This is a genomic window from Sneathiella sp. (genome assembly GCF_029233945.1).
In the GTDB taxonomy this organism is placed as follows: Bacteria; Pseudomonadota; Alphaproteobacteria; order Sneathiellales; family Sneathiellaceae; genus Sneathiella.
In genome coordinates this window covers 55,806-73,884 of sequence record NZ_JARGOQ010000013.1, presented here as the reverse complement: position 1 = coordinate 73,884, position 18,079 = coordinate 55,806, and the positions used below count along the sequence as shown (strand labels likewise).

General features: G+C 53.1%; 15 protein-coding genes. 2 read left to right on the top strand and 13 right to left on the bottom strand.

Going from position 1 to position 18,079, the window contains the following annotated elements; translation table 11 throughout:
- Positions 1 to 93 precede the first annotated feature (93 nt).
- The 5 genes from P1U71_RS06445 to P1U71_RS06425 all read right to left on the bottom strand — a co-directional run bounded on the left by P1U71_RS06445 (position 94) and on the right by P1U71_RS06425 (position 7,425).
- Positions 94 to 954: a ChaN family lipoprotein gene (locus P1U71_RS06445; protein WP_301104744.1), complete on the bottom strand. Its 861-nt coding sequence runs from the start codon at positions 952 to 954 to the stop codon at positions 94 to 96.
- 5 nt (positions 955 to 959) lie between these two features.
- Positions 960 to 2,693, bottom strand: coding sequence for an ABC transporter ATP-binding protein/permease (locus P1U71_RS06440; protein ID WP_301104743.1), 1,734 nt, complete (start codon positions 2,691 to 2,693; stop codon positions 960 to 962).
- An 83-nt stretch (positions 2,694 to 2,776) separates the two neighbouring features.
- Positions 2,777 to 5,140, bottom strand: a complete 2,364-nt coding sequence (locus P1U71_RS06435) for a TonB-dependent hemoglobin/transferrin/lactoferrin family receptor (protein WP_301104742.1) — start codon at positions 5,138 to 5,140, stop codon at positions 2,777 to 2,779.
- A gap of 265 nt (positions 5,141 to 5,405) precedes the next feature.
- Complete coding sequence (locus P1U71_RS06430) at positions 5,406 to 6,467, bottom strand: TauD/TfdA family dioxygenase (protein ID WP_301104741.1); 1,062 nt, start codon at positions 6,465 to 6,467, stop codon at positions 5,406 to 5,408.
- Positions 6,468 to 6,585: 118 nt separating this feature from the next.
- Positions 6,586 to 7,425 carry a PhzF family phenazine biosynthesis protein gene (locus tag P1U71_RS06425; protein WP_301104740.1) on the bottom strand — a complete coding sequence of 280 codons (840 nt, stop codon included), beginning with the start codon at positions 7,423 to 7,425 and terminating at the stop codon, positions 6,586 to 6,588.
- Positions 7,426 to 7,547: 122 nt separating this feature from the next.
- Here P1U71_RS06425 and P1U71_RS06420 point away from each other — a divergent pair, with 122 nt between their 5' ends.
- Positions 7,548 to 8,003 carry an Lrp/AsnC family transcriptional regulator gene (locus P1U71_RS06420; protein WP_301104739.1) on the top strand — a complete coding sequence of 152 codons (456 nt, stop codon included), beginning with the start codon at positions 7,548 to 7,550 and terminating at the stop codon, positions 8,001 to 8,003.
- A gap of 42 nt (positions 8,004 to 8,045) precedes the next feature.
- On the opposite strand, the gene P1U71_RS06415 is transcribed toward P1U71_RS06420, so the two are convergent.
- From P1U71_RS06415 to P1U71_RS06380, 8 genes are all read right to left on the bottom strand, one after another.
- Positions 8,046 to 9,575 carry an AMP-binding protein gene (locus P1U71_RS06415; protein WP_301104738.1) on the bottom strand — a complete coding sequence of 510 codons (1,530 nt, stop codon included), beginning with the start codon at positions 9,573 to 9,575 and terminating at the stop codon, positions 8,046 to 8,048.
- 71 nt (positions 9,576 to 9,646) lie between these two features.
- On the bottom strand, positions 9,647 to 11,197 hold the full coding sequence (locus P1U71_RS06410) for a class I adenylate-forming enzyme family protein (RefSeq protein WP_301104737.1): 1,551 nt from the start codon (positions 11,195 to 11,197) through the stop codon (positions 9,647 to 9,649).
- A gap of 21 nt (positions 11,198 to 11,218) precedes the next feature.
- A complete protein-coding gene (locus P1U71_RS06405) occupies positions 11,219 to 12,457 on the bottom strand; it encodes a thiolase family protein (protein WP_301104736.1) in 1,239 nt (412 codons plus the stop codon).
- Between the two features lie 17 nt (positions 12,458 to 12,474).
- The gene (locus tag P1U71_RS06400; protein ID WP_301104735.1) at positions 12,475 to 13,176 is read right to left on the bottom strand and encodes an ABC transporter ATP-binding protein; all 702 of its coding nucleotides are present in this window, start codon (positions 13,174 to 13,176) and stop codon (positions 12,475 to 12,477) included.
- Positions 13,173 to 13,937, bottom strand: coding sequence for an ABC transporter ATP-binding protein (locus P1U71_RS06395; RefSeq protein ID WP_301104734.1), 765 nt, complete (start codon positions 13,935 to 13,937; stop codon positions 13,173 to 13,175). Before P1U71_RS06395 ends, P1U71_RS06400 begins: the two co-directional genes overlap by 4 nt.
- Complete coding sequence (locus P1U71_RS06390) at positions 13,934 to 14,881, bottom strand: branched-chain amino acid ABC transporter permease (RefSeq protein WP_301104733.1); 948 nt, start codon at positions 14,879 to 14,881, stop codon at positions 13,934 to 13,936. The genes P1U71_RS06395 and P1U71_RS06390 overlap by 4 nt, the downstream gene beginning before the upstream one ends.
- Positions 14,878 to 15,735, bottom strand: a complete 858-nt coding sequence (locus P1U71_RS06385) for a branched-chain amino acid ABC transporter permease (RefSeq protein ID WP_301104732.1) — start codon at positions 15,733 to 15,735, stop codon at positions 14,878 to 14,880. Before P1U71_RS06385 ends, P1U71_RS06390 begins: the two co-directional genes overlap by 4 nt.
- Before the next feature lie 78 nt (positions 15,736 to 15,813).
- Positions 15,814 to 17,004 (bottom strand): ABC transporter substrate-binding protein, encoded by a 1,191-nt coding sequence (locus P1U71_RS06380; protein WP_301104731.1) that lies wholly within the window; start codon positions 17,002 to 17,004, stop codon positions 15,814 to 15,816.
- Between the two features lie 539 nt (positions 17,005 to 17,543).
- Here P1U71_RS06380 and P1U71_RS06375 point away from each other — a divergent pair.
- Positions 17,544 to 18,053, top strand: coding sequence for a MarR family transcriptional regulator (locus tag P1U71_RS06375; protein WP_301104730.1), 510 nt, complete (start codon positions 17,544 to 17,546; stop codon positions 18,051 to 18,053).
- The last annotated feature ends 26 nt before the right edge of the window (positions 18,054 to 18,079 follow it).

The window sequence follows — 18,079 nt, the reverse complement described above, 5'->3', positions numbered from 1 at the left end:
CTTATACAAAATCATACAAAGAGTCAAAGCTGTTGCCATATCAGCCTTATATAAAGAAACTCCGCGTTGTAGTATCACCGCGCCCTTTCCGGGCTAGCCTTGGTTCCGTTCAACCGGGTCACGCACTTCCGCAGGAGGCAGACGAAAACAGGCCCGCGCGATGCCGGGCTGCTGTTCCCGCGCACCCGATTCCCCGTTTGATGGCAGAAGCACCGAGATATTGTCGATCCCGAGATCATCAAGCTGATAGGGCGTACCATGGCCAAATTCCAGATGCCCGCGCCCGATGATCCCGATAACGAGCGGCGGATTATCGCCCGTCTGCGTCGCGGCGATATTACAGGCAAAAGCGCGATCCCATGTCTGCTGCGCACGGGTGAAGCGATCCTTGCGCGCTTCGGCCTCCTCTGATTGTGTTTGGAAAATACCGTCCGGGCCGGAAACGAGCGAAAAGAGATAGTCGCGATAGGCTTGGGTCGCAGGCTTGGCGGGGGTCAGACCGTCACGGTCCTCCTCGGCGATGGCGTCCCATCCCTCTTTACCGACGCGGGTCACCAGCGCGCGATAGCAGTTGAGTGCAATCATCCGAACGCCAAATTCACGGCAAAAACGGAAGATCGGCAGATAAAGCTCCGGTGGAAACCCCCAGACCTTCTTCCAATCGACCTTCTCCAGAAATTCCTCTTCCGTCAGGTCCCCCGCCGTCCATTCATCGAGAATGGGTTGAGCACTTCTCGGGAACATCTCGAACCCCACCACAATATTCGGATTATAGGCATGAAGCGCCGCCGTCACGTAAAGTTGCCAGCGGTGGATGTCATACTGATCATGGGTCTCCCCCAGCAGGACAACGCGATTTCGCGCAAGTTCGGACATAAGGGCGTTATGCGGGATCAGGGCACCGGTATCCGGGTCAAGCCAACTTGAAACGGGGTGCGGGTAGCTTGCAGTCATTTAGTTTATTTTCCTTCTGTTGGGAGGCTGATAAAGGGCGTTTCCGGATCCGGAAACAGAGGAATGTGGCGCAACGCGTCAAAACCGCCGGGCGGGCGATGCGCGACTATAATAAAAGTGGTATCCGGCAATCGCGCGCGCAGTCGGGTGAAAATTTCCGCTTCACTCTTGCTGTCGATGGCGCTGCTGGCCTCATCCATGAAGACCCAGTCCGGTTTTTCAATCAACAGCCGCACAAGCGCCAGACGTTGCAACTCCCCGCCGGAGAAACCCGAAATATCGGGATTTTTCTCCGCCTGCAATGCGTGAGCCTGATCCGGCAGGCCGACCGCCGCCAGATAATCCGCGGTAGCCGCAAGGCTGATACTTCCCTCTTCCAGCGGATATATAGCGCTTTCGGCGAGGCCGGTGCCGTTGATCGTGCTCCGCTGCGGGATGAAGGCGCATGACTTGCCTTCAGGGATATGAACCTCCCCCTGGCCATAGGGCCAGATATCCGCAAGTGTCTTGAGAAATGTACTCTTGCCAAGGCCGGACGGGCCGGAAATCCAGACATGTTCCCCGGGTTTAAAATCCCAGTTGGCGGGAATTTGCAGCGGCTTGCCGACCGGGCTTTCAAGGGCAAGGCCCCGAACCTCAATCGTCTCATCCTCGTGGTTCGTCACGATAATCTCGCTTGCCGGGGCGTTCTTGCATGTCGCGATCGCATCCAGAAGATCACCAAGCCGGCTGATGGTTGCCGCCAGCGCCGCAAGCCGGTTATAGGCGAAGATAAACCACGACAGCGTCGTGACCACTCTTTGAAAGGCAGAGGCAAGCTGCATCAACCCGCCGAAATTGACATGACCCGCGAAATAGGCCGGCAGTGCCAGCAGGAGCGGTATGCGGAGGATGGTGCGAAAATACGGGATCTTGAAGCATCCCAGATAGAATTCCCGCAGGATCAGACGCTTCCAGTTGGCGACGATGGCATCAAACTTTCCGTCCAGTCGTCGCCGCTCCGCCGCTTCAAAACCGGAGACGGCGACAGGGTCGGCATTTTCCCGAAGACGCACCAGATCAAAGCGGAAGTTCGCTTCTTTTCGTTGTTGGTTGAAGGTCAGCCCTTTCAACGGATAGCCCAACCAATGAGTCAGGCCGCTGGAGAGGAGGACATAAAGAAACGCCGCCCAGACCATATAGCGCGGGATTGCCACCTGCCAATCAAGCAGCGTAAACTCCAACGGAAAATTGGAGAGCGACCAGAGCACGGCGATATAAGTGAAAAGTCCCGTTAGCGATGTGATGAGGCCCAGTGTCTCATTGACAAACTCCTCAACGAACAGGCGGCAATCCTCAGCAATTCGTTGATCGGGATTGTCAATTTTCTCGACCCCATAGCCGTTCTGAAGCCGCCAGTACGTCTTGTCCGTCAGCCAGTCGGTCAGGATATTCTCCGTCAAATCCTGCCGCCAGCGCATGATGAGGAATTTGCGAAGATACCCCCCGGCAAGCGCGAGCCCTGCGTAAGCCGCGATCAACAAAGCGTAAATCCCCACCTGACGCGCCGCCTCCGGCCCGTCAAAGCGTTCCAGAGCACCGTAGAAATCCGCTGTCCACTGGATGAGGCGGACGGAGACCGGGATGCTGCCGAGTTCAAAAAGCAAAACCACAATGCACAAAAGCACATTGCGGCTGTTTGCGAGGTTGAAAAAGCTGATGCGCAGGATCATCCAGAGCTGTCGCGCAAGTTCCGTCATTCAAACACTTTCCAGACAGGACACATTAATGCGCCCCGTCCGATGTAAATGGGTTAAAGGAAAAGGGTTGGATGTCACTCCCGTCAGAAAATGTAGCTGAGGCCGACCTTGAGGCTGCGCCCCGGTGCAGTTTGCAACTCGATCGGGTTGGTGCTTTTCACCGCATCCGTCCCGTTAATCGGGAAACCGCGTGTTTCCGGCCCGAAGTAGCGGGTATCAAAGATATTGGTCAGGCCCGCCCGAAGAGTGAGATTTTCTGCCGCCTGCCAGCCCGCAAGAATATCGAACACCGCATAGCCGCCCGGTGAAAACTCAGTTGCGGGATCGGCCACCTCGGCGGAACCGGCCTGGAACGTCCCCACCAGTTCCACATCGAAACCGAGCGTCGGATGCACATAGCGTAAGCCCGTTACAACTTGCAGCGGCAAAGCGCCGTTATAAATTTCCTCAACGCCATTATCCTTGGTCTTCCCCTTCTGGTAGGAAAGCGCCACCCGTGTCGAGAAATTTCCGGGAAGCTGCATGGCTGCGGTCGCCTCGATACCATACATCAGAAGCGAATCCACATTGTCATATGTCAAAACCGTCGTCGCCGGAGGCAGGCCATAATCGGCCGGGTCCGCATCAACGAAATTCTCGATAAAATTCTTGTATTTCGCGACAAATCCATTGATGGAGAAATATCCCTTATTTCCAAAATCCCCGCGGAAGCCGAGTTCGTAACTGTCGACCGATTCCGGCTCAAGATTGGGGTTCGGCACCAGCACAAAAAACGGCAGACTATCGAGGGATTGATAGAGTTGCTGGGCCGTTGGCATCTTGAAGCCTTGCGCATATTGGCCATAGACGGAATAGACATCGGTCAGCTCGTAAATTGTCCCCAGCTTGAACTGCAGATCCGACGCCGTGACCTTCTTCGGCTCGGCCCCCGGCACAAGCTGATAATCGCCGTCCGTCTTCGGATTGATTGAATAATTGGTGACGCGTGCACCTGGCGTCACCTTCAGGCGTCCGTCATAGAAAGAAATCTCATCCTGCAGATACCCGTCAAGGCGGGTCGTTGACGCATCGGCGAAGTTAAAGCCACCGGCACGGCTTATCGTCGTCGTTCCCGTCGTGAAATTATAGGTGATATCTTCGCGGTTATAGTCAGTTGTCGTATAATCGCCGTCGATCCCGTAGGTCAGGGTATGCAGACTGTCGCCCCAGTTAAAGGACGATTCAAGCTGGAAATCCCCTTCGTAGAAGGTCTCTTCGTAGTATTGGCTGATTTCGCGTCGTTCCTCATCGCCACTGGCAATAACCGTCCGGTACCGATCGCTGAACCGGTCAACCTTCTGCGGGGAGTAGGTCACCTGCCACTTTACACGATCAAGCCAGTCCTTATCCTCAATCAACCAATCCTGGTCGAGAGAGAGACGGTAGCGCTTAATCTTCTGGTCATGCTGGTAAAGATGAATGTCCGACGTTCCGTCCGAGCCAAGCACCGAATTCTGGTCAACGGAAGTGTCGCGCGTGAAATACTCGCCCGTCAGGCGGAACTGGTTGGTATCTGATGGATGCCAGACCAGCTTGGAAAGCAGATTGTTCGACTGGCTGATCGTCGGATCAAACTCGTTACAGGGAGTTGCCTCCGGGTTGCGCGGACATTCCTGAATGGCGTCGGGACCGATCCGGGCGTTGCCAAGATCAGTCTCTCGTCCGTCCCGCCGTGTATAGCTCAACAGCGCCTCGAACTTACGGCTAAACCGTGCCGCGCCAGTGACAGACTCGGTAAAGGCCTCATCCAATGTGCCATAGCTGAAATCAGCGGAACCACCAACCGACTTTCCACCGGTAAGATAGTCCGCCGGATCCTTGGTGACAAAATTGACCGTCCCGCCAAGCGCATCACTCCCCCAGAGGACCGAGGACGGCCCGCGAATGATTTCAACGGCCTTGACGTTGGAGGATTCAACGATGTCACGGGTGGAATCGGTTATCCGCTCAATCGTCCGGTTGCCATCCACAAGAACCTGTGTCCGGTTACCGCCAACCCCGCGGATGCGGATACCGCCCGAGCTGGAAAACGGATCGGTGCCCGTCGTCTGTTTCGGCACCTCGATCCCGGGTTCGTATTTAAACACCTCCTCGATCACATTATCCATGCGCCGGTCGAGATCTTCGCGTGTCACCGTGGACACATTCCCCGGCGTTTCCAGCAGGGTTTTCTGTTTGCGATCCGCCGTGACAGTCACCGGCGGAAGCGATGTCAGGGCCGGTGCCGTTATTTGCCCCGTTGCGGCTCCCTCCTCCGTACTTTCATCGCTCTTCTCAATTTCGGCGGAGGTTTCTTTCTCTGCTTCTTCGCCCGGTTTCGATGATGCCGACTGTGCGTAAGGCGCTGCGATCACAGCAAAATAGCAACAAAATGTCAGGGCCGTCATACGGGCAAAACTTCGCATCATCATCACTCCATTTTTACGATTCAGTGTTGAGCCTGAACTTATATGCAATTAAGAATCATTTGCAATAACTGGCCCTAGTTAATAATCGTTCCTAAAAACTTTACAAGGGCTTTTATAAAAATATTGGGATAATTAGCGATAAATGATCAGCGCCAAAGGCGCGGAACTTATTCAGATATCGACATAACCATATGATTTAAATAAGAAAAATAAACTTCAACCTTTGGAGGATATAGGTAGAATCACCTGAGTGGAATTGCTATATCTACGCATCCAGCGGAGCGTTCAGCTTCGTTCCTTCGACAATAATGCCGCCCCGATCACCAATCTCGATAGAGCCATAACGCTGCCGAAAGCATTCCGGTAAGGGGCGGTCGCCGGGCAGCGACAGCCATAACCTCAGCAAGTGACGTTTCTTACCCATTTCTCGCCAGTCAACGAATGCCGTCCGGTCATGCATAAGGGCATGGTTGTACACGAACTGCATATCGCCACGTTGCAGCTGCATGGAAAGATGCAGGCGCGGGTCATTCGCGAGGCTATCAAAGAAATCGAGTGCTTCTACTTGCTTCTCCGTAAGGCGGGGAGCCTCAGGGAAACGTTGCGCACTGTTGACATATTGCCGTTGATACAACCCGGTCAAAAACCCCGCATGCCAGTTCAGGACCGGTATTTCAAAAAAGGGCTTTTCCCCTGGCGGCACTTCTCCGCGCCGATCCGTCGACACGGGTTTAAACATTTCCGCGACCAGATCCGGCCTTTGCCTCTGCATTTCGTTATAGATAGTTACAGTACTGACCAGCAGGGATTGTCCTCCCTCCTTTGCTCCGCGAAGGCACATCAGGCCGACAACATCGGTGGAATCAGTGTGAAAGGTTTGACGCTGCGATGTCTGATAAATCCGCGTCCCCGCATCATTCGGGTCTCTGCCGATATCGCGTACATGCCCAAGGATATGGCCCGCTGCATTCTGCGACCGGGGACGTCCGAGATAAGATCCTATGCCACAGAATATTGTTGCCGCCATCTTCTGGCTATATTGCTGCACAGGCAAGCCTCGCAAAAGCTCAAACCCGATACCCTGCATCAGGTCAGTGCGCAATTGCGTCAATTTCGGCGCCAAAAGAGGAAGCGGGAAATTGTCCGGCGATATCTTCGCCAGATCGAGATTTGCGGCGACAAACCGTTCTGCCTCCGCCTCTAGTTCCGACATTTCATCCGATGACAGATGTGTCAGCCAGATATCCGTATTCTTTGCCATTTCATGGCCATACCACGCACTTGATACGTCAATCTTCGGCGGGGGAAGTATTTGCTCATTCCTCATTATTATGACCTTTTTATCTGATCACTTATTCATTACGTCATTTCAGGCGGTGCCGTACAGGAACTTCAACAATTAGATCACCGCATATACACCCGCCTGAAGACAAGACAGCAAGATATCATGCCACCATCCTGCGAGTTGCACCAGAAATCCGTATTGAACTCCTGACGTCATCGCCGATATCGGCTGTAATTACCGACCGGGAACCCATATCTTCACCCTGTATGATGGTTATCTTCGCTCCATGGGGCCAGTTAATATCTCGCAGATAACCGGAGAAGGCCGCCGCCGCCGCACCTGTAGCCGGATCTTCCAGCACACCGCCCGACGCAAAGGCATTTCGGGCATGGAAATGTTTTTCATCTTCCTGCCATACAAACATTATCGTCACCAAATCACGGTTTTTCATGAACTGGCGACCGGAATTCAGACTGTAATTCATGGCGCTTAAATCGTTCCGGTTTTTGAGTGCGACAATATAATGATCAGCCCCGCCATGCATTCGCGCCGGAGGAATATTTTCATCTAACTGGGCGCGCGTATATCCAAAGAGGGCCAGGGTGGCCTCTATCTCCGCCTCGTCCAAGGGTTCGCTCCTTGTTGGCGGGGACTGCAGGGCAGCCGCATATTGATCTTCTGCTGGTTCTCCCTCCACACTAATCTCGGCATCATTCAGCCGAAGCATATATTTTTTTGGTCCAAACTTTTCAGCCAACGCAGCGCCAAGCGCTATTGTCGCATGCCCGCAAAAAGGCACTTCGGATTCCGGCGAGAAATATCGCACGCGCCAGATTTCTCCGCCCTCTTCTAACGCCGCAAAAGCCGTTTCGGAAAATCCGACATCCGCCGCAACCGCCTGCATTTCTTGTCCGTCCGGGAGCGTCTCACAGAGGACCACGCCAGCCGGATTTCCACCACTATCGCCATCAGAGAAGGCAGCAATCTTCAATACATTCATGTTTTAGTCTCCTGACAGAACAAAATTCATGCCTTGAATATGGCGATAAAACGGCCTAACATAAATACGTAATTGAAGGATATTTGATTTAATATATTATCTTTTTGAGGGTATTTTTTATTTTGACCTTAGATTCAAAAACAGAGCTTGATGGCACGGATCGCCATATACTCATGAATCTTCTCGCTGAAGGGCGCCTTAGTATCAGTGAACTCGCAAAAATGGTAGGAATGTCCGCACCGAGCGTCAAGGACCGGGTCCGTCGACTTGAAGATCGTGGCATCATCCGAAAATTTACGGTTGATATCAATATGGAGGCTCTCGGATACAATCTTGAGGCAATCGTCAGAATAAAGCCCCGTCCTGGCAGTTTACATCTTGTGGAAAAAATGATCATGGATGAAGCTCGCTTTACATCCTGCGATAAAGTAACGGGCGATGACTGTTTCATTACACGCCTTGCCCTGAAATCGATACAGGAACTGGACAGGCTGCTCGATCCGTTTCATGAAAAAGCCGAGACCAATACATCTATCATAAAGTCTTCGCCTATCAGAAGCCGGGCCCCAATGAGCTGAGCGGGTCTTTAAAGCTCGCCTCCTGAATATGGCACCGTCAGCCTACATCCCGGCAAGCTGTTTGCGAAGCTCGGTTTTGAGGATTTTCCCGTAGTTACTTTTCGGCAATTGATCGACAAAGAAATACTCCTTGGGCCGCTTGAACCGGGCGATATTATTCAGGCACAGCTCTTCAAGTTCCTCCGGAGTGACAGAGACCCCGTCCCTCAGCACAACAAAGGCGACGACTTCCTCACCCCAATCCGGCTCCGGGCGGCCGATCACGGAGACCTCGTCCAGCCGGCTATCCATCAGCAGAACCTCCTCGATCTCACGGGGGTAAATATTGGTCCCGCCGCTGATGATCATATCCTTAGAGCGATCTTTCAGGGTAAGAAATCCGTCTTCATCCAAAAGCCCGACATCCCCGGTATGGAGCCATCCATCCCGGATCGTCCGGCCGGTGGCCTCAGGATTATTCCAATAGCCCGCCATGACGACATCACTCCTGAGGACTATCTCGCCGACGTCTCCGGTCGGAACTTCCTTGTCCTCGTCATCAACAATTCGGACTTCTACACCTGTGCGCGGCAAGCCGACGCTTGAGAGCCGCTGTTCATATTTCGGATTATCATAGTCGGCGTGAAGATCCTTGCTGAGGCTGGTGCCGGTATTCGGCGACTCGCCCTGTCCGAAAATCTGAATCAGGCATGGCCCGAATTTGGCGATGGCGCGTTTTGTATCCTCCAGATACATCGGGGCGCCGCCGTAATAGATCGTCTTGATATTTTCAGACTTAGCAGTGCTTGCCTTCGGATGGTTTGTCATCCGCGTCAGCATCGTCGGAGCCGCCATGAAGGTCGCATTCTTATAGGTTTCAAGAAGTTCGAATACTTCCTCCACGTCAAAACCGCCACTTTCCGGCACAACATGATGCGATCCCTTTATAAGATGCGGGATGGCGTAAAGACCATCAGCGTGAGACATCGGGGCCGTATGAAAATAGGTATCCTCCGGTGAAAGCTCGTCAATATCCGCGTAATATCGCAACACCATGGCCATCAAGGTCCGGTGAGTGAGCGTCGCCCCTTTTGGTCGCCCGGTCGTTCCGCTTGTATAGAAAATCCAGGCCGGGTCCGTCTCCAAAACATCCACCCTCTCAATCGGAGAATGCGTTGTCAGGGTTTCATATTCATCGTCGCTTACGCAAAAAACCCGTTCAAACCCGCCGACCGTCTCCAGGGACTCACTGATGCCCTCGATCAGCTTTTCGGTGACAAAGCAGACTTTCACACCCGCATTTTCAATAATAAAGGCGAACTCTTTGGGGTGCAGTTTAGAGTTCATCGGCACGGCGCAAAGCCCTGCATGCCAGCAGGCGACCAGTATTTCAAGATATTGCGGCGTGTTCGTCATGGCCAGGCCGACCCGATCGCCCTCGCTCAGCCCGAGTTCACCGCGAAAGGCCCCGGCAAGTCCCCGCACACGATCCGCAAACTCGCCATAGCTATGGAGCTGCCGGGTTCCCAGAGAGACAGCTGGTTTCTCTCCATATATCTTCGCCACGCGCGGCAGGAAATCTGAAATATTCATTACTTACGTCCCTCGTTCTTATCGTTATGTCAGGGCCATATGATCCGAACGCTCCTCTCCCGCATGGAACGCTAGATTGCCCGCTCGCCTTCCGTCCAGAAACTCGCGCGAATATCCTTTTTACGTACTTTTCCAACCGGTGTACGCGGCAGGCTTTTCCAGAATTCAACCGATTTCGGCGCTTTAACACTGCCAAGAGTTTTCTTGCAGAGGCTGATAACTTCCTCTTCCTCAAGCGTGCAGCCGGGTTTCAGCTCAACCACTGCTTTCACGGCCTCGCCCCATTTTTCGTCGGGCGCGCCGATCACCGCGCAATCCTGAACGGAAGGATGGCCCCAGATCACCTGCTCGATTTCACTGGGATAAACATTGAAGCCACCGGTGATGATCATGTCCTTCTTTCGATCAACGATGTAGACATAACCGTCTTCATCGACATATCCGATATCACCGGTATGATGCCAACCGAAGGTGGAGACTTCCTCGGTTGCCTCTGGATTTTTATAATAGCCTGTCATCACCAGATTACCGCTCACGACTATTTCCCCGCGTTCCTCTGGCGGCAGGAGATTACCATCCTCATCCATAATCCTGACACGCATCTGCAGCGTTTGACGCCCGCAGCTAGCTAGGCGTTTTTCTTTTGTATTACTGCCTATTACGAGATGATCTTCAGGCGAAAGATACGTGCAGAACATCGGTGCCTCGGCCTGCCCGAAGGACTGGGTCATGACTGGGCCGAAAACAGTCAGGCATTCTTTCAGCTTATCGACAGACATTGGTGCCGCCGCATAGATGAAATGCTCCAGGCTACTGTAGTCATATTTCTGAACATCCGGATAGGACAGCAGCATGTAAATCGCTGTGGGGGGCAGGAACAAATGCGTCACCCCTTCGCTCTCGATTGTTTTCGCCACCATTTCCGCGTCAAACTGCGGCAAAATAACCTGCGTTCCCCCATTTGCCATGGAAATAATAGCGAGCACACCCGCCGCATGCGACATCGGGGCGACAACAAGATGAACCGGTGCCTTTTTCGCCGGCATGGTGGTGTAGAAAGCGGTTATCATCGCATCCCACACCCGGTTGGTCCATAGCACGCCTTTGGGAAGGCCTGTTGTGCCGCCAGATGAAAAAATAGAAGCGAGCGTATCCTGATCACCCGCGATATCGGGATCAGTGCTTGCCTCTCCGTCAATCCAGTCTTCCAGATAAGCACCGCGCCCACCCGCCTTATCAATGCAGATGAAATGTTGTATTTTCGGGCAAAGGCTGGCGAACTCTAATACCTTGTCTTCGAAAGAGCTGTGATAAAAAAGGAGTTCCACATCGCAATTGTCGAGAATATATGCATTTTCCTTGGTTTCATTCTTGGCGTTAAGCGGCACCCAGACGACCCCGGCGCGCAACATCCCGAGGCAGCATTCGAAGGCCGGGACCGCATTGGAGCTGAAAACAGCACCTTTTGTCTGCGGTTTTACGCCGAGCCGAATGAGCGCATTGGCAATCCTGTAGTTTCGCTCCTGTACCTCGGCATAGCTGCGTGAAATACTACTGTCTTTCAGGCATGTCCTCTCCGGGTCCAGTGCTACGCCGCGATCGAAATAATCAATTACACGCACGAATTTTTCTCCTGTAGCTGATTAATTCTTCTGCAAAATGGTGATACAGGCCGCCGCTTCCTCATAGCCCAGGAATCCGCCACCATTTTCGGCAATGGCTGTTTTTGCGCCATCCACCTGTCGCGGGCCTGCCTCCCCGCGAAGTTGGGTTACGAGTTCATACACCTGCGCGAGACCGGTTGCGCCGATGGGATGCCCCCGGGATTCCAGCCCGCCGGACGGATTAACCGGTATCCGGCCGCCGACTGTCGTATGGCCTTCCGCAGACAAGCGCCCGCCTTCCCCGAAATCACAAAAGCCCAATGCTTCCACCTGAAGGACTTCGGCGAAAGCCGTCGCGTCATGAACTTCGGCCACATCCATATCTTTTGGCGAAAGTCCCGCTTTCTCATAAGCAGCATTTGCGGCCAGATGCGTGATCTGCTTGTTAAACTCATCATGCTTCCGGTTTGTGCCCGAGCGTAATACGGATGCTGCGACACGCACTGCCCGCCCCAGTCCAAGCTGCCGCGCCTTTTCTGCTGAAACCACAATGGCCGCCGCCGCGCCGTCGCTGATCGGGGCGCACATGGCAAGCGTGAGCGGCCAGGCAACCGGACGATCCTGCAGAACCTCCTCCACCGTCATCTTGTTCTGATATTGCGCCTTTGGATTATGCTGCGAATGCGTATGGTTCTTCGCGCATGCCGCTGCGATTTCAACTTGTGTAATTCCGAAGCTGTTCATGTGATTTCGGGCCAGCGACGCATAGACATCCATAAAGACGCTTCGCTGCCCGCCATTGTCTTCCGCTTCCGGCGGAAGTTTCATATCCTTTGACATATCTCTGAGCCGGGCAATGGATTCTTCCGCCTTATGAACATCCCAGCCACCGTCAAAAACCGCGAAGGAGCGTGCACGATCCGTTGAGTTCATCTTGTCCGTCCCGATGGCCAGCGCAATATCGCCCTGCCCTGATTGAACAAAAGCGCAGGCTGAGTTGAGGGCAGTGCTGGCGCTGGCGCAGGCATTCTCGATATTGGTAATCGGGATCCCTTCAAATCCGGCGGAGCGAAGGGCAATCTGCCCCGGCACCAGATACTGCGCCTCAACTGCCGCCTGGGAGGCGTTTGCAAAAAATGCTGCCTGAATGTCCTCGCGGTCCAGCCCTGCGTCTTCCAGCGCCTCTGCGACGACTTCCGCCGTCATGTCCTTGACGGATCGGTTTAAAAACTTACCGAACTGAGACATTCCTATACCGATGATATATGCGTCTGGCATTTGTTTAACTCCTGCAATTAGAGGCTTATGAGTCCTTCGATTTTTTCCCGCTCCGCCAAAAGCTCATCCGTTTTTCCGGACCAGCGGATATGTCCGTTGTCGATCAGATATTGCCGCTGCGCCAGCTTGAGCGGAACTTTCAAATTCTGCTCAACAAGAAGAATTGCCACGCCTTCCGCATTGATCAAGGCCATGGCCTTGATAAGATCCTCAACGACGAGAGGCGCGAGGCCTTCCGTTGGTTCATCCAGCAACAACAGCTTTGGGTTGGTAAGTAATCCGCGACCAACGGCGAGCATCTGCTGCTCTCCGCCGGACAATGTATCGCCGCGCGACGTCATCCGTTCTTTCAGGCGCGGAAAAAGAGTATACACCCGCGCCAGATCCCAGGCCCCCTTCCGCCCCATCACAGTCGCAATCCGCAAATTTTCGTCCACATCTAATGTCGCAAAAATCCGGCGATCTTCAGGCACATAGGCAATGCCCGAACGCCCCAGCATCTCTGTTGTGATTTTGGTTGCGTTGCGACCTTCATACATACGCGTGCCGGACTTTATCGGGTTCAGGCCCATGATTGCCTTCAACAATGTGCTTTTACCCGCACCGTTCCGACCGATGAGTGAGACAATCTCCCCCTCTTCCACCGTGATTGAGACATCATGTAACGCCTGCGCCTTGCCGTAGAAAACATCACAATTCTGCATTTCCAGAAGACTCATTCTTCCTCTCCCAGATAAGCGGTTCGGACTCGGGGATCGCGCTTGATCGTCTCAGCTTCGCCGGCCGCCAGTATCTCGCCTGCAAGCATAACAATGATCTCATCAGAGATTTCCATGACCACGTCCATATTATGCTCAATCAGCAGGACAGTCCGGCCTTGCGATACCTTGCGGATCAGCTCGACGGCCTTTTCCGCAACATCATGTCCAACACCGGCAAGCGGCTCATCCAATAAAAGCACCTTGGGTTCACTCAACAGCGCCAGGCCAATTTCTAGGGCGCGCTGATCCCCATGGGAGAGGCTTCCGGCATTAACATGGCCGAAGCCTTCCAGACCGATTTCGGAGAGAACCCGTTCCGCATCGTCCGCAATTTCCTTAAATTTGCCCACCGGGCGCCAGAAAGGCTGCAACCGGAAACGATGCGCCTGCGCGGCAAGCCGCAGATTTTCAAACACCGTCATTTCGGCAAAAATCTGCGTAATCTGGAAACTCCGGCCGAGGCCTGCCCAGGTCCGGGCGTGGGGTGACTGACCGGTTATTTCCTCCTCATTGAGAAACACCCGGCCGTTGCTGAGCTGCGCCCGCCCGGAGAGCGCATTCATGAGCGTTGTCTTGCCCGCGCCATTAGGACCGATCAAGCCGTACAGCAAGCCAGGTTTAAACTGATAGCTGACATTGGTGACGGCCTTGAAGGCGCCATAGGACACCTCGATATCCTCACACCGCAGTACAGGGCTATTTTCCGCTGCAGTGCTCATGACTTACCCCCCGGCATGATGCGGTTCCAAAGCTGAATAATCATGCCCGCAATACCTTTTGGCATGGCAATCGTGGAAATGATAAATATTAGTCCCAGTATGCCGTACCAATGAGATGTCTGGGTCGAGAGCCATTCCCGCATAATCTCGAATATCGCAACGCCGAGAATAGGCCCGAACAACGTCCCCATACCGCCCAGCAGAACCATGATCACAACATCGCCGGATGTCGTCCAATGGAGCATCTGCGGGCCGACATAGAAAATCAGGGAAGCGAGCAAGCCACCGCTAACGCCTGCATAAATACCGGAGATAGTAAATACCGACCGTTGCAGCCGCTGAACATTAAAACCGATCTGCTCCGCCCTTACCTCGTTGGATTTAATAGCTTTCAGGGCCTGGCCCAGAGGCGATATCCGGATAAGCCCGGAGATCAGCAGCGCAAGAACGAAAAGTGCCAACAGAAAGAAATAATAATTACCGTCATTATAAAAATCGATCCCGAACAGCTCAGGACGCGGCACACCGGCGATACCATCGACGCCACCGGTCAGCATCCGCAGCTTAGTCCCTGCCATGATGTAGATAAGCTGAGATAGCGCGAGTGTAAGAAGCGCGAAGAACAACCCCGAAACCCGGATCGCAAAATAGCTGAACACCAGAGCCAAAGCCCCACCAACCACGCCCGCAGCCCCAAGCGCCGGGATAAAATCCCAGCCCATGCGCATTGTCAGAAGCGAAAGTGTATAGGCCCCCACCCCGAAGAATGCCGCATGCCCGAAGGAGAGCATCCCGACAACACCGAAGACCAGATCAAAGCCGATAGCAAATATGGACCAGATCAAGATAGCGTTTACAAGGCCAATGCTTTGTCCATCCGGGAACATCAAGGGCACAGAAATAATGATGGCGACAACTAGCGCCATTAAACGTTGCGCGTTCATGCCGTACGCCCCTTGCGACTGAACAGCCCTTCCGGCCGGAGAATGAGTGTCCCAATCAACAAAATAAAGGTAAGAAAATCGACCCAGCTCGGCGCGTAGCTATAACCAAGCGCCCGCGTCATTCCGATCAGCAGCGCCGCCATAACGGCCCCGCGAATATTGCCAAGACCACCAATGATCACAACAATGAAACTGTCGATGATAATGTTAAAGCCCATACCGAGCTCAATTGGGAACAGCGGCCCGGCGACGGCACCCCCAAGGGCCGCGAGGCCAGCGCCGAAGGAGAAAACCCCGGTACGAACCAACGAAACATTGATGCCGAGGGTCCGCACCATCTCGGGGTCGCCGCTGGCCGCGCGAATAATCATGCCGTACCGGCTACGGTCGAGCATGAAAAACAGGGCTGCCGAAACGGCCGCGCCAAAGCCGATGATAAATAGGCGGTAACTTGGTACGGAGCTGCCAAACATCTCTATCGCCCCGGAAAACAGCTCCGGCGGATACATCTGTTTATATTCCAGGCCCCAAATGATCCGGACGGCCTCGTCAAGGACCAGTATGAACCCGAATGTCAGGAGTAATTGGTAGACATGGTCGCGGTTATAAACTGGGCGCAGAGCGATACGCTCCATTAATGCGCCAACGACGGCGGCAATTATCGGTGCCGCAATCAATCCCGCCCAAAAACTGCCGGTGATATTCACCATCTGGAACGCGAGATATGCACCGAGCATATAGAGCGAGCCATGGGCAAAGTTGATTACCCGCAGCATGCCAAATATAAGAGTCAAACCCGCCGCCAGCAAAAACAGCAGCATGCCCATGGACAGGCCTATCACGATGGTAGACATAGCCGGATCACCTAACCTGCGATTAAAATGAGGGCGGTCACAGCTCGTTTGCGACCGCCCGGATTTTTATAAGTCAGACTATTCTTCACAAGCCGGGAAGAGAGCCTCCGGCTGGAAGACATTCGTGATCTTCATTTTCAGATCAGGATAAGGAGCCTCGCCTTTTTCGACAACGCCCCAAAGGCCGACCTGCAGCGCCTGATGATCACAGGCACGCATTTCTTTACGGCCTTCCACGGAATTTTCGCGGACGCTTCCTTCAAAGGCTTTAACCCATTCTTCCCGATCCCAGGAATTGGTGCTGTCTATTTCGTCCAGGAACCAGCTCATACCGTCGAATGCCTCGCCCGCAAAGCTATCCGGCCACTCGTTGTACTTGGCGCGATACGCCTCAACAAAGGCCTTGTTGGCCTCGTTCTCAACGGAATAATGATAGCGGACACCGGACGCCGCGCCCACCGCATCAGGTCCAACCGCTGCCGCAAGAACCTCATCCTGTAAAACCGGGCCGAACAGGGTCTTGGTCTTGCCAAGGCCCGCTTGACCGGCTTGCTTCAGGAAGGTCACGCCGTCACTGCCTGTGACGATAAGAACAACGCCATCGGCATCCGTTTTGGCAATTTTATCAATGATAACGGAATAGTCCCGATTGCCGAGGGGCGGATAATCAATACCCACGATCTCGATACCAGCCTCTTCCGCGGCGGCCTTATAGGCATCCCAGCCATCCCGGGTAACGGCATAGTCCGCACCGACGCCGTAAATTTTCTTCAATCCCGCCGCTTTGGTGAATTCCATGGCCATGCGAATTTCCATTCCAAGCGTATTTGAAGTCCGGAATGAATAACGATATCCGTTTGCGCGCGTGAGCTTATCATCAGCAGAAATTGTTATAAGAAGAGGAATTTTGCGCTGCTCTGTGATGCCCTGCAGTGCCGCCGTCGATGCAGAACTCGCCGCACCAAAGATCATCTGCGCTCCGCCGGAAATCAGGCGGGTCGCCTTTTGCACCGCTGGCTGCGGTTTCGTCTCACTGTCTTCCCAGGTCACCTCGATCGGCTTTCCCAGAACCTTGCCACCACGTAGATCAATAGCAAGCTGTGCACCTTGTTTCATGCCCTTACCGATAATACCATATGGCCCTGAGAAAGGCAGAACGGCACCTATCTTGAAGACCTCCGGCTCGTCCGCATGTACAATATTGCTTCCTGTGACGGCCAACAAAGCAGCACAAGCAGCAGTTACAATTGTGGATTTAATAACGTTCATGTTCCCTCCCGTGGGGCTTAATGGTTTGATTACAGGCAAATTTTGCCCAACCGTTTTTCTTGATATTTTTCATGCGCAGCTTCTTCGTCGCGTCATGCCTCAGGCGCACGCAATTATATAACAGGAAGACTGTTTAGGTCAAATTATTTGTTATATATAAAAATGGGCGATTTCAGCAGAAGTTTTACTTCAGTTCTTCGCAACCAATGCAATTTCTGATAGTGTTCTGCCCTCAAATTGGCGATAAGCTAATGTGACAGCCCCCGGCCACTATGATGGAGCATGGCTTTTACAACAATATAATTGACCTAATAAGTTATATTGTTGTAAATATATCTTCAAATGGCTTTAATCGTTATCCCTACTACAAGATATGGCCTATGTTACCACCCAAACTTCGAGCAGTAGTCCCGCTACCTTTCTTCGGCTTGGTTTCATGTTATGACATAAACGGTTACCATCGAATTTGGGTTACGCAATTAAATTATGTGGGAAAGTTCCATCATAGATGCCCACCCAGATAAGGAGTAAGCTTCGGAATGTCATTGGACGAGGACAACCTCTGCCCCGAGGATCATGCACATTGGCTATTTTCGATCATGTATTTGGGTTACAATAGTATGCTTGAGGTGGGAGACACCTACCTTCAATCTATCGGGCTCCGCCGCCCACATTTCCGGGTACTCTATGTACTCCAGCGGAAACCCGGTGCCACGGTTAGAGAAGTGCTTGCTTTTCTTGACGTCACGCAGCAATCAATCAGTCCTATAATCAAAATACTGATCGGTAACGGCTTCATAACCCAGAAAGAGGATCTCAAGGATCGCCGGAGCCGACATCTCTATTTAACTAAAGAGGGGCTTGCTGCCTGGCGTGGAGTCATTGATGTCCAGAGAGAATATCTTAAACAGGCATACCAAAAGGTTGGGTTCGAGAATGCAAAGGGATATGCTCACACGGCATATGCAATGATGAACGAGAAAAATCAGCGCCAGCTCGAAGTTGTATGGAAAGACACCACTTTTTTCCTGGATGACTACAAACCCTGAATTGACGGCGTTGTCACACAACGAGC

Bases quoted from the DNA above. Each gene is read 5' to 3' on its own strand.
- P1U71_RS06445 (WP_301104744.1), bottom strand. From the start codon at position 954: ATGACTGCAAGCTACCCGCACCCCGTTTCAAGTTGGCTTGACCCGGAT.
- P1U71_RS06440 (WP_301104743.1), bottom strand. From the start codon at position 2,693: ATGACGGAACTTGCGCGACAGCTCTGGATGATCCTGCGCATCAGCTTT.
- P1U71_RS06435 (WP_301104742.1), bottom strand. From the start codon at position 5,140: ATGATGCGAAGTTTTGCCCGTATGACGGCCCTGACATTTTGTTGCTAT.
- P1U71_RS06430 (WP_301104741.1), bottom strand. From the start codon at position 6,467: ATGAGGAATGAGCAAATACTTCCCCCGCCGAAGATTGACGTATCAAGT.
- P1U71_RS06425 (WP_301104740.1), bottom strand. From the start codon at position 7,425: ATGAATGTATTGAAGATTGCTGCCTTCTCTGATGGCGATAGTGGTGGA.
- P1U71_RS06415 (WP_301104738.1), bottom strand. From the start codon at position 9,575: ATGAATATTTCAGATTTCCTGCCGCGCGTGGCGAAGATATATGGAGAG.
- P1U71_RS06405 (WP_301104736.1), bottom strand. From the start codon at position 12,457: ATGCCAGACGCATATATCATCGGTATAGGAATGTCTCAGTTCGGTAAG.
- P1U71_RS06400 (WP_301104735.1), bottom strand. From the start codon at position 13,176: ATGAGTCTTCTGGAAATGCAGAATTGTGATGTTTTCTACGGCAAGGCG.
- P1U71_RS06395 (WP_301104734.1), bottom strand. From the start codon at position 13,937: ATGAGCACTGCAGCGGAAAATAGCCCTGTACTGCGGTGTGAGGATATC.
- P1U71_RS06390 (WP_301104733.1), bottom strand. From the start codon at position 14,881: ATGAACGCGCAACGTTTAATGGCGCTAGTTGTCGCCATCATTATTTCT.
- P1U71_RS06385 (WP_301104732.1), bottom strand. From the start codon at position 15,735: ATGTCTACCATCGTGATAGGCCTGTCCATGGGCATGCTGCTGTTTTTG.
- P1U71_RS06380 (WP_301104731.1), bottom strand. From the start codon at position 17,004: ATGAACGTTATTAAATCCACAATTGTAACTGCTGCTTGTGCTGCTTTG.
- P1U71_RS06375 (WP_301104730.1), top strand. From the start codon at position 17,544: ATGTCATTGGACGAGGACAACCTCTGCCCCGAGGATCATGCACATTGG.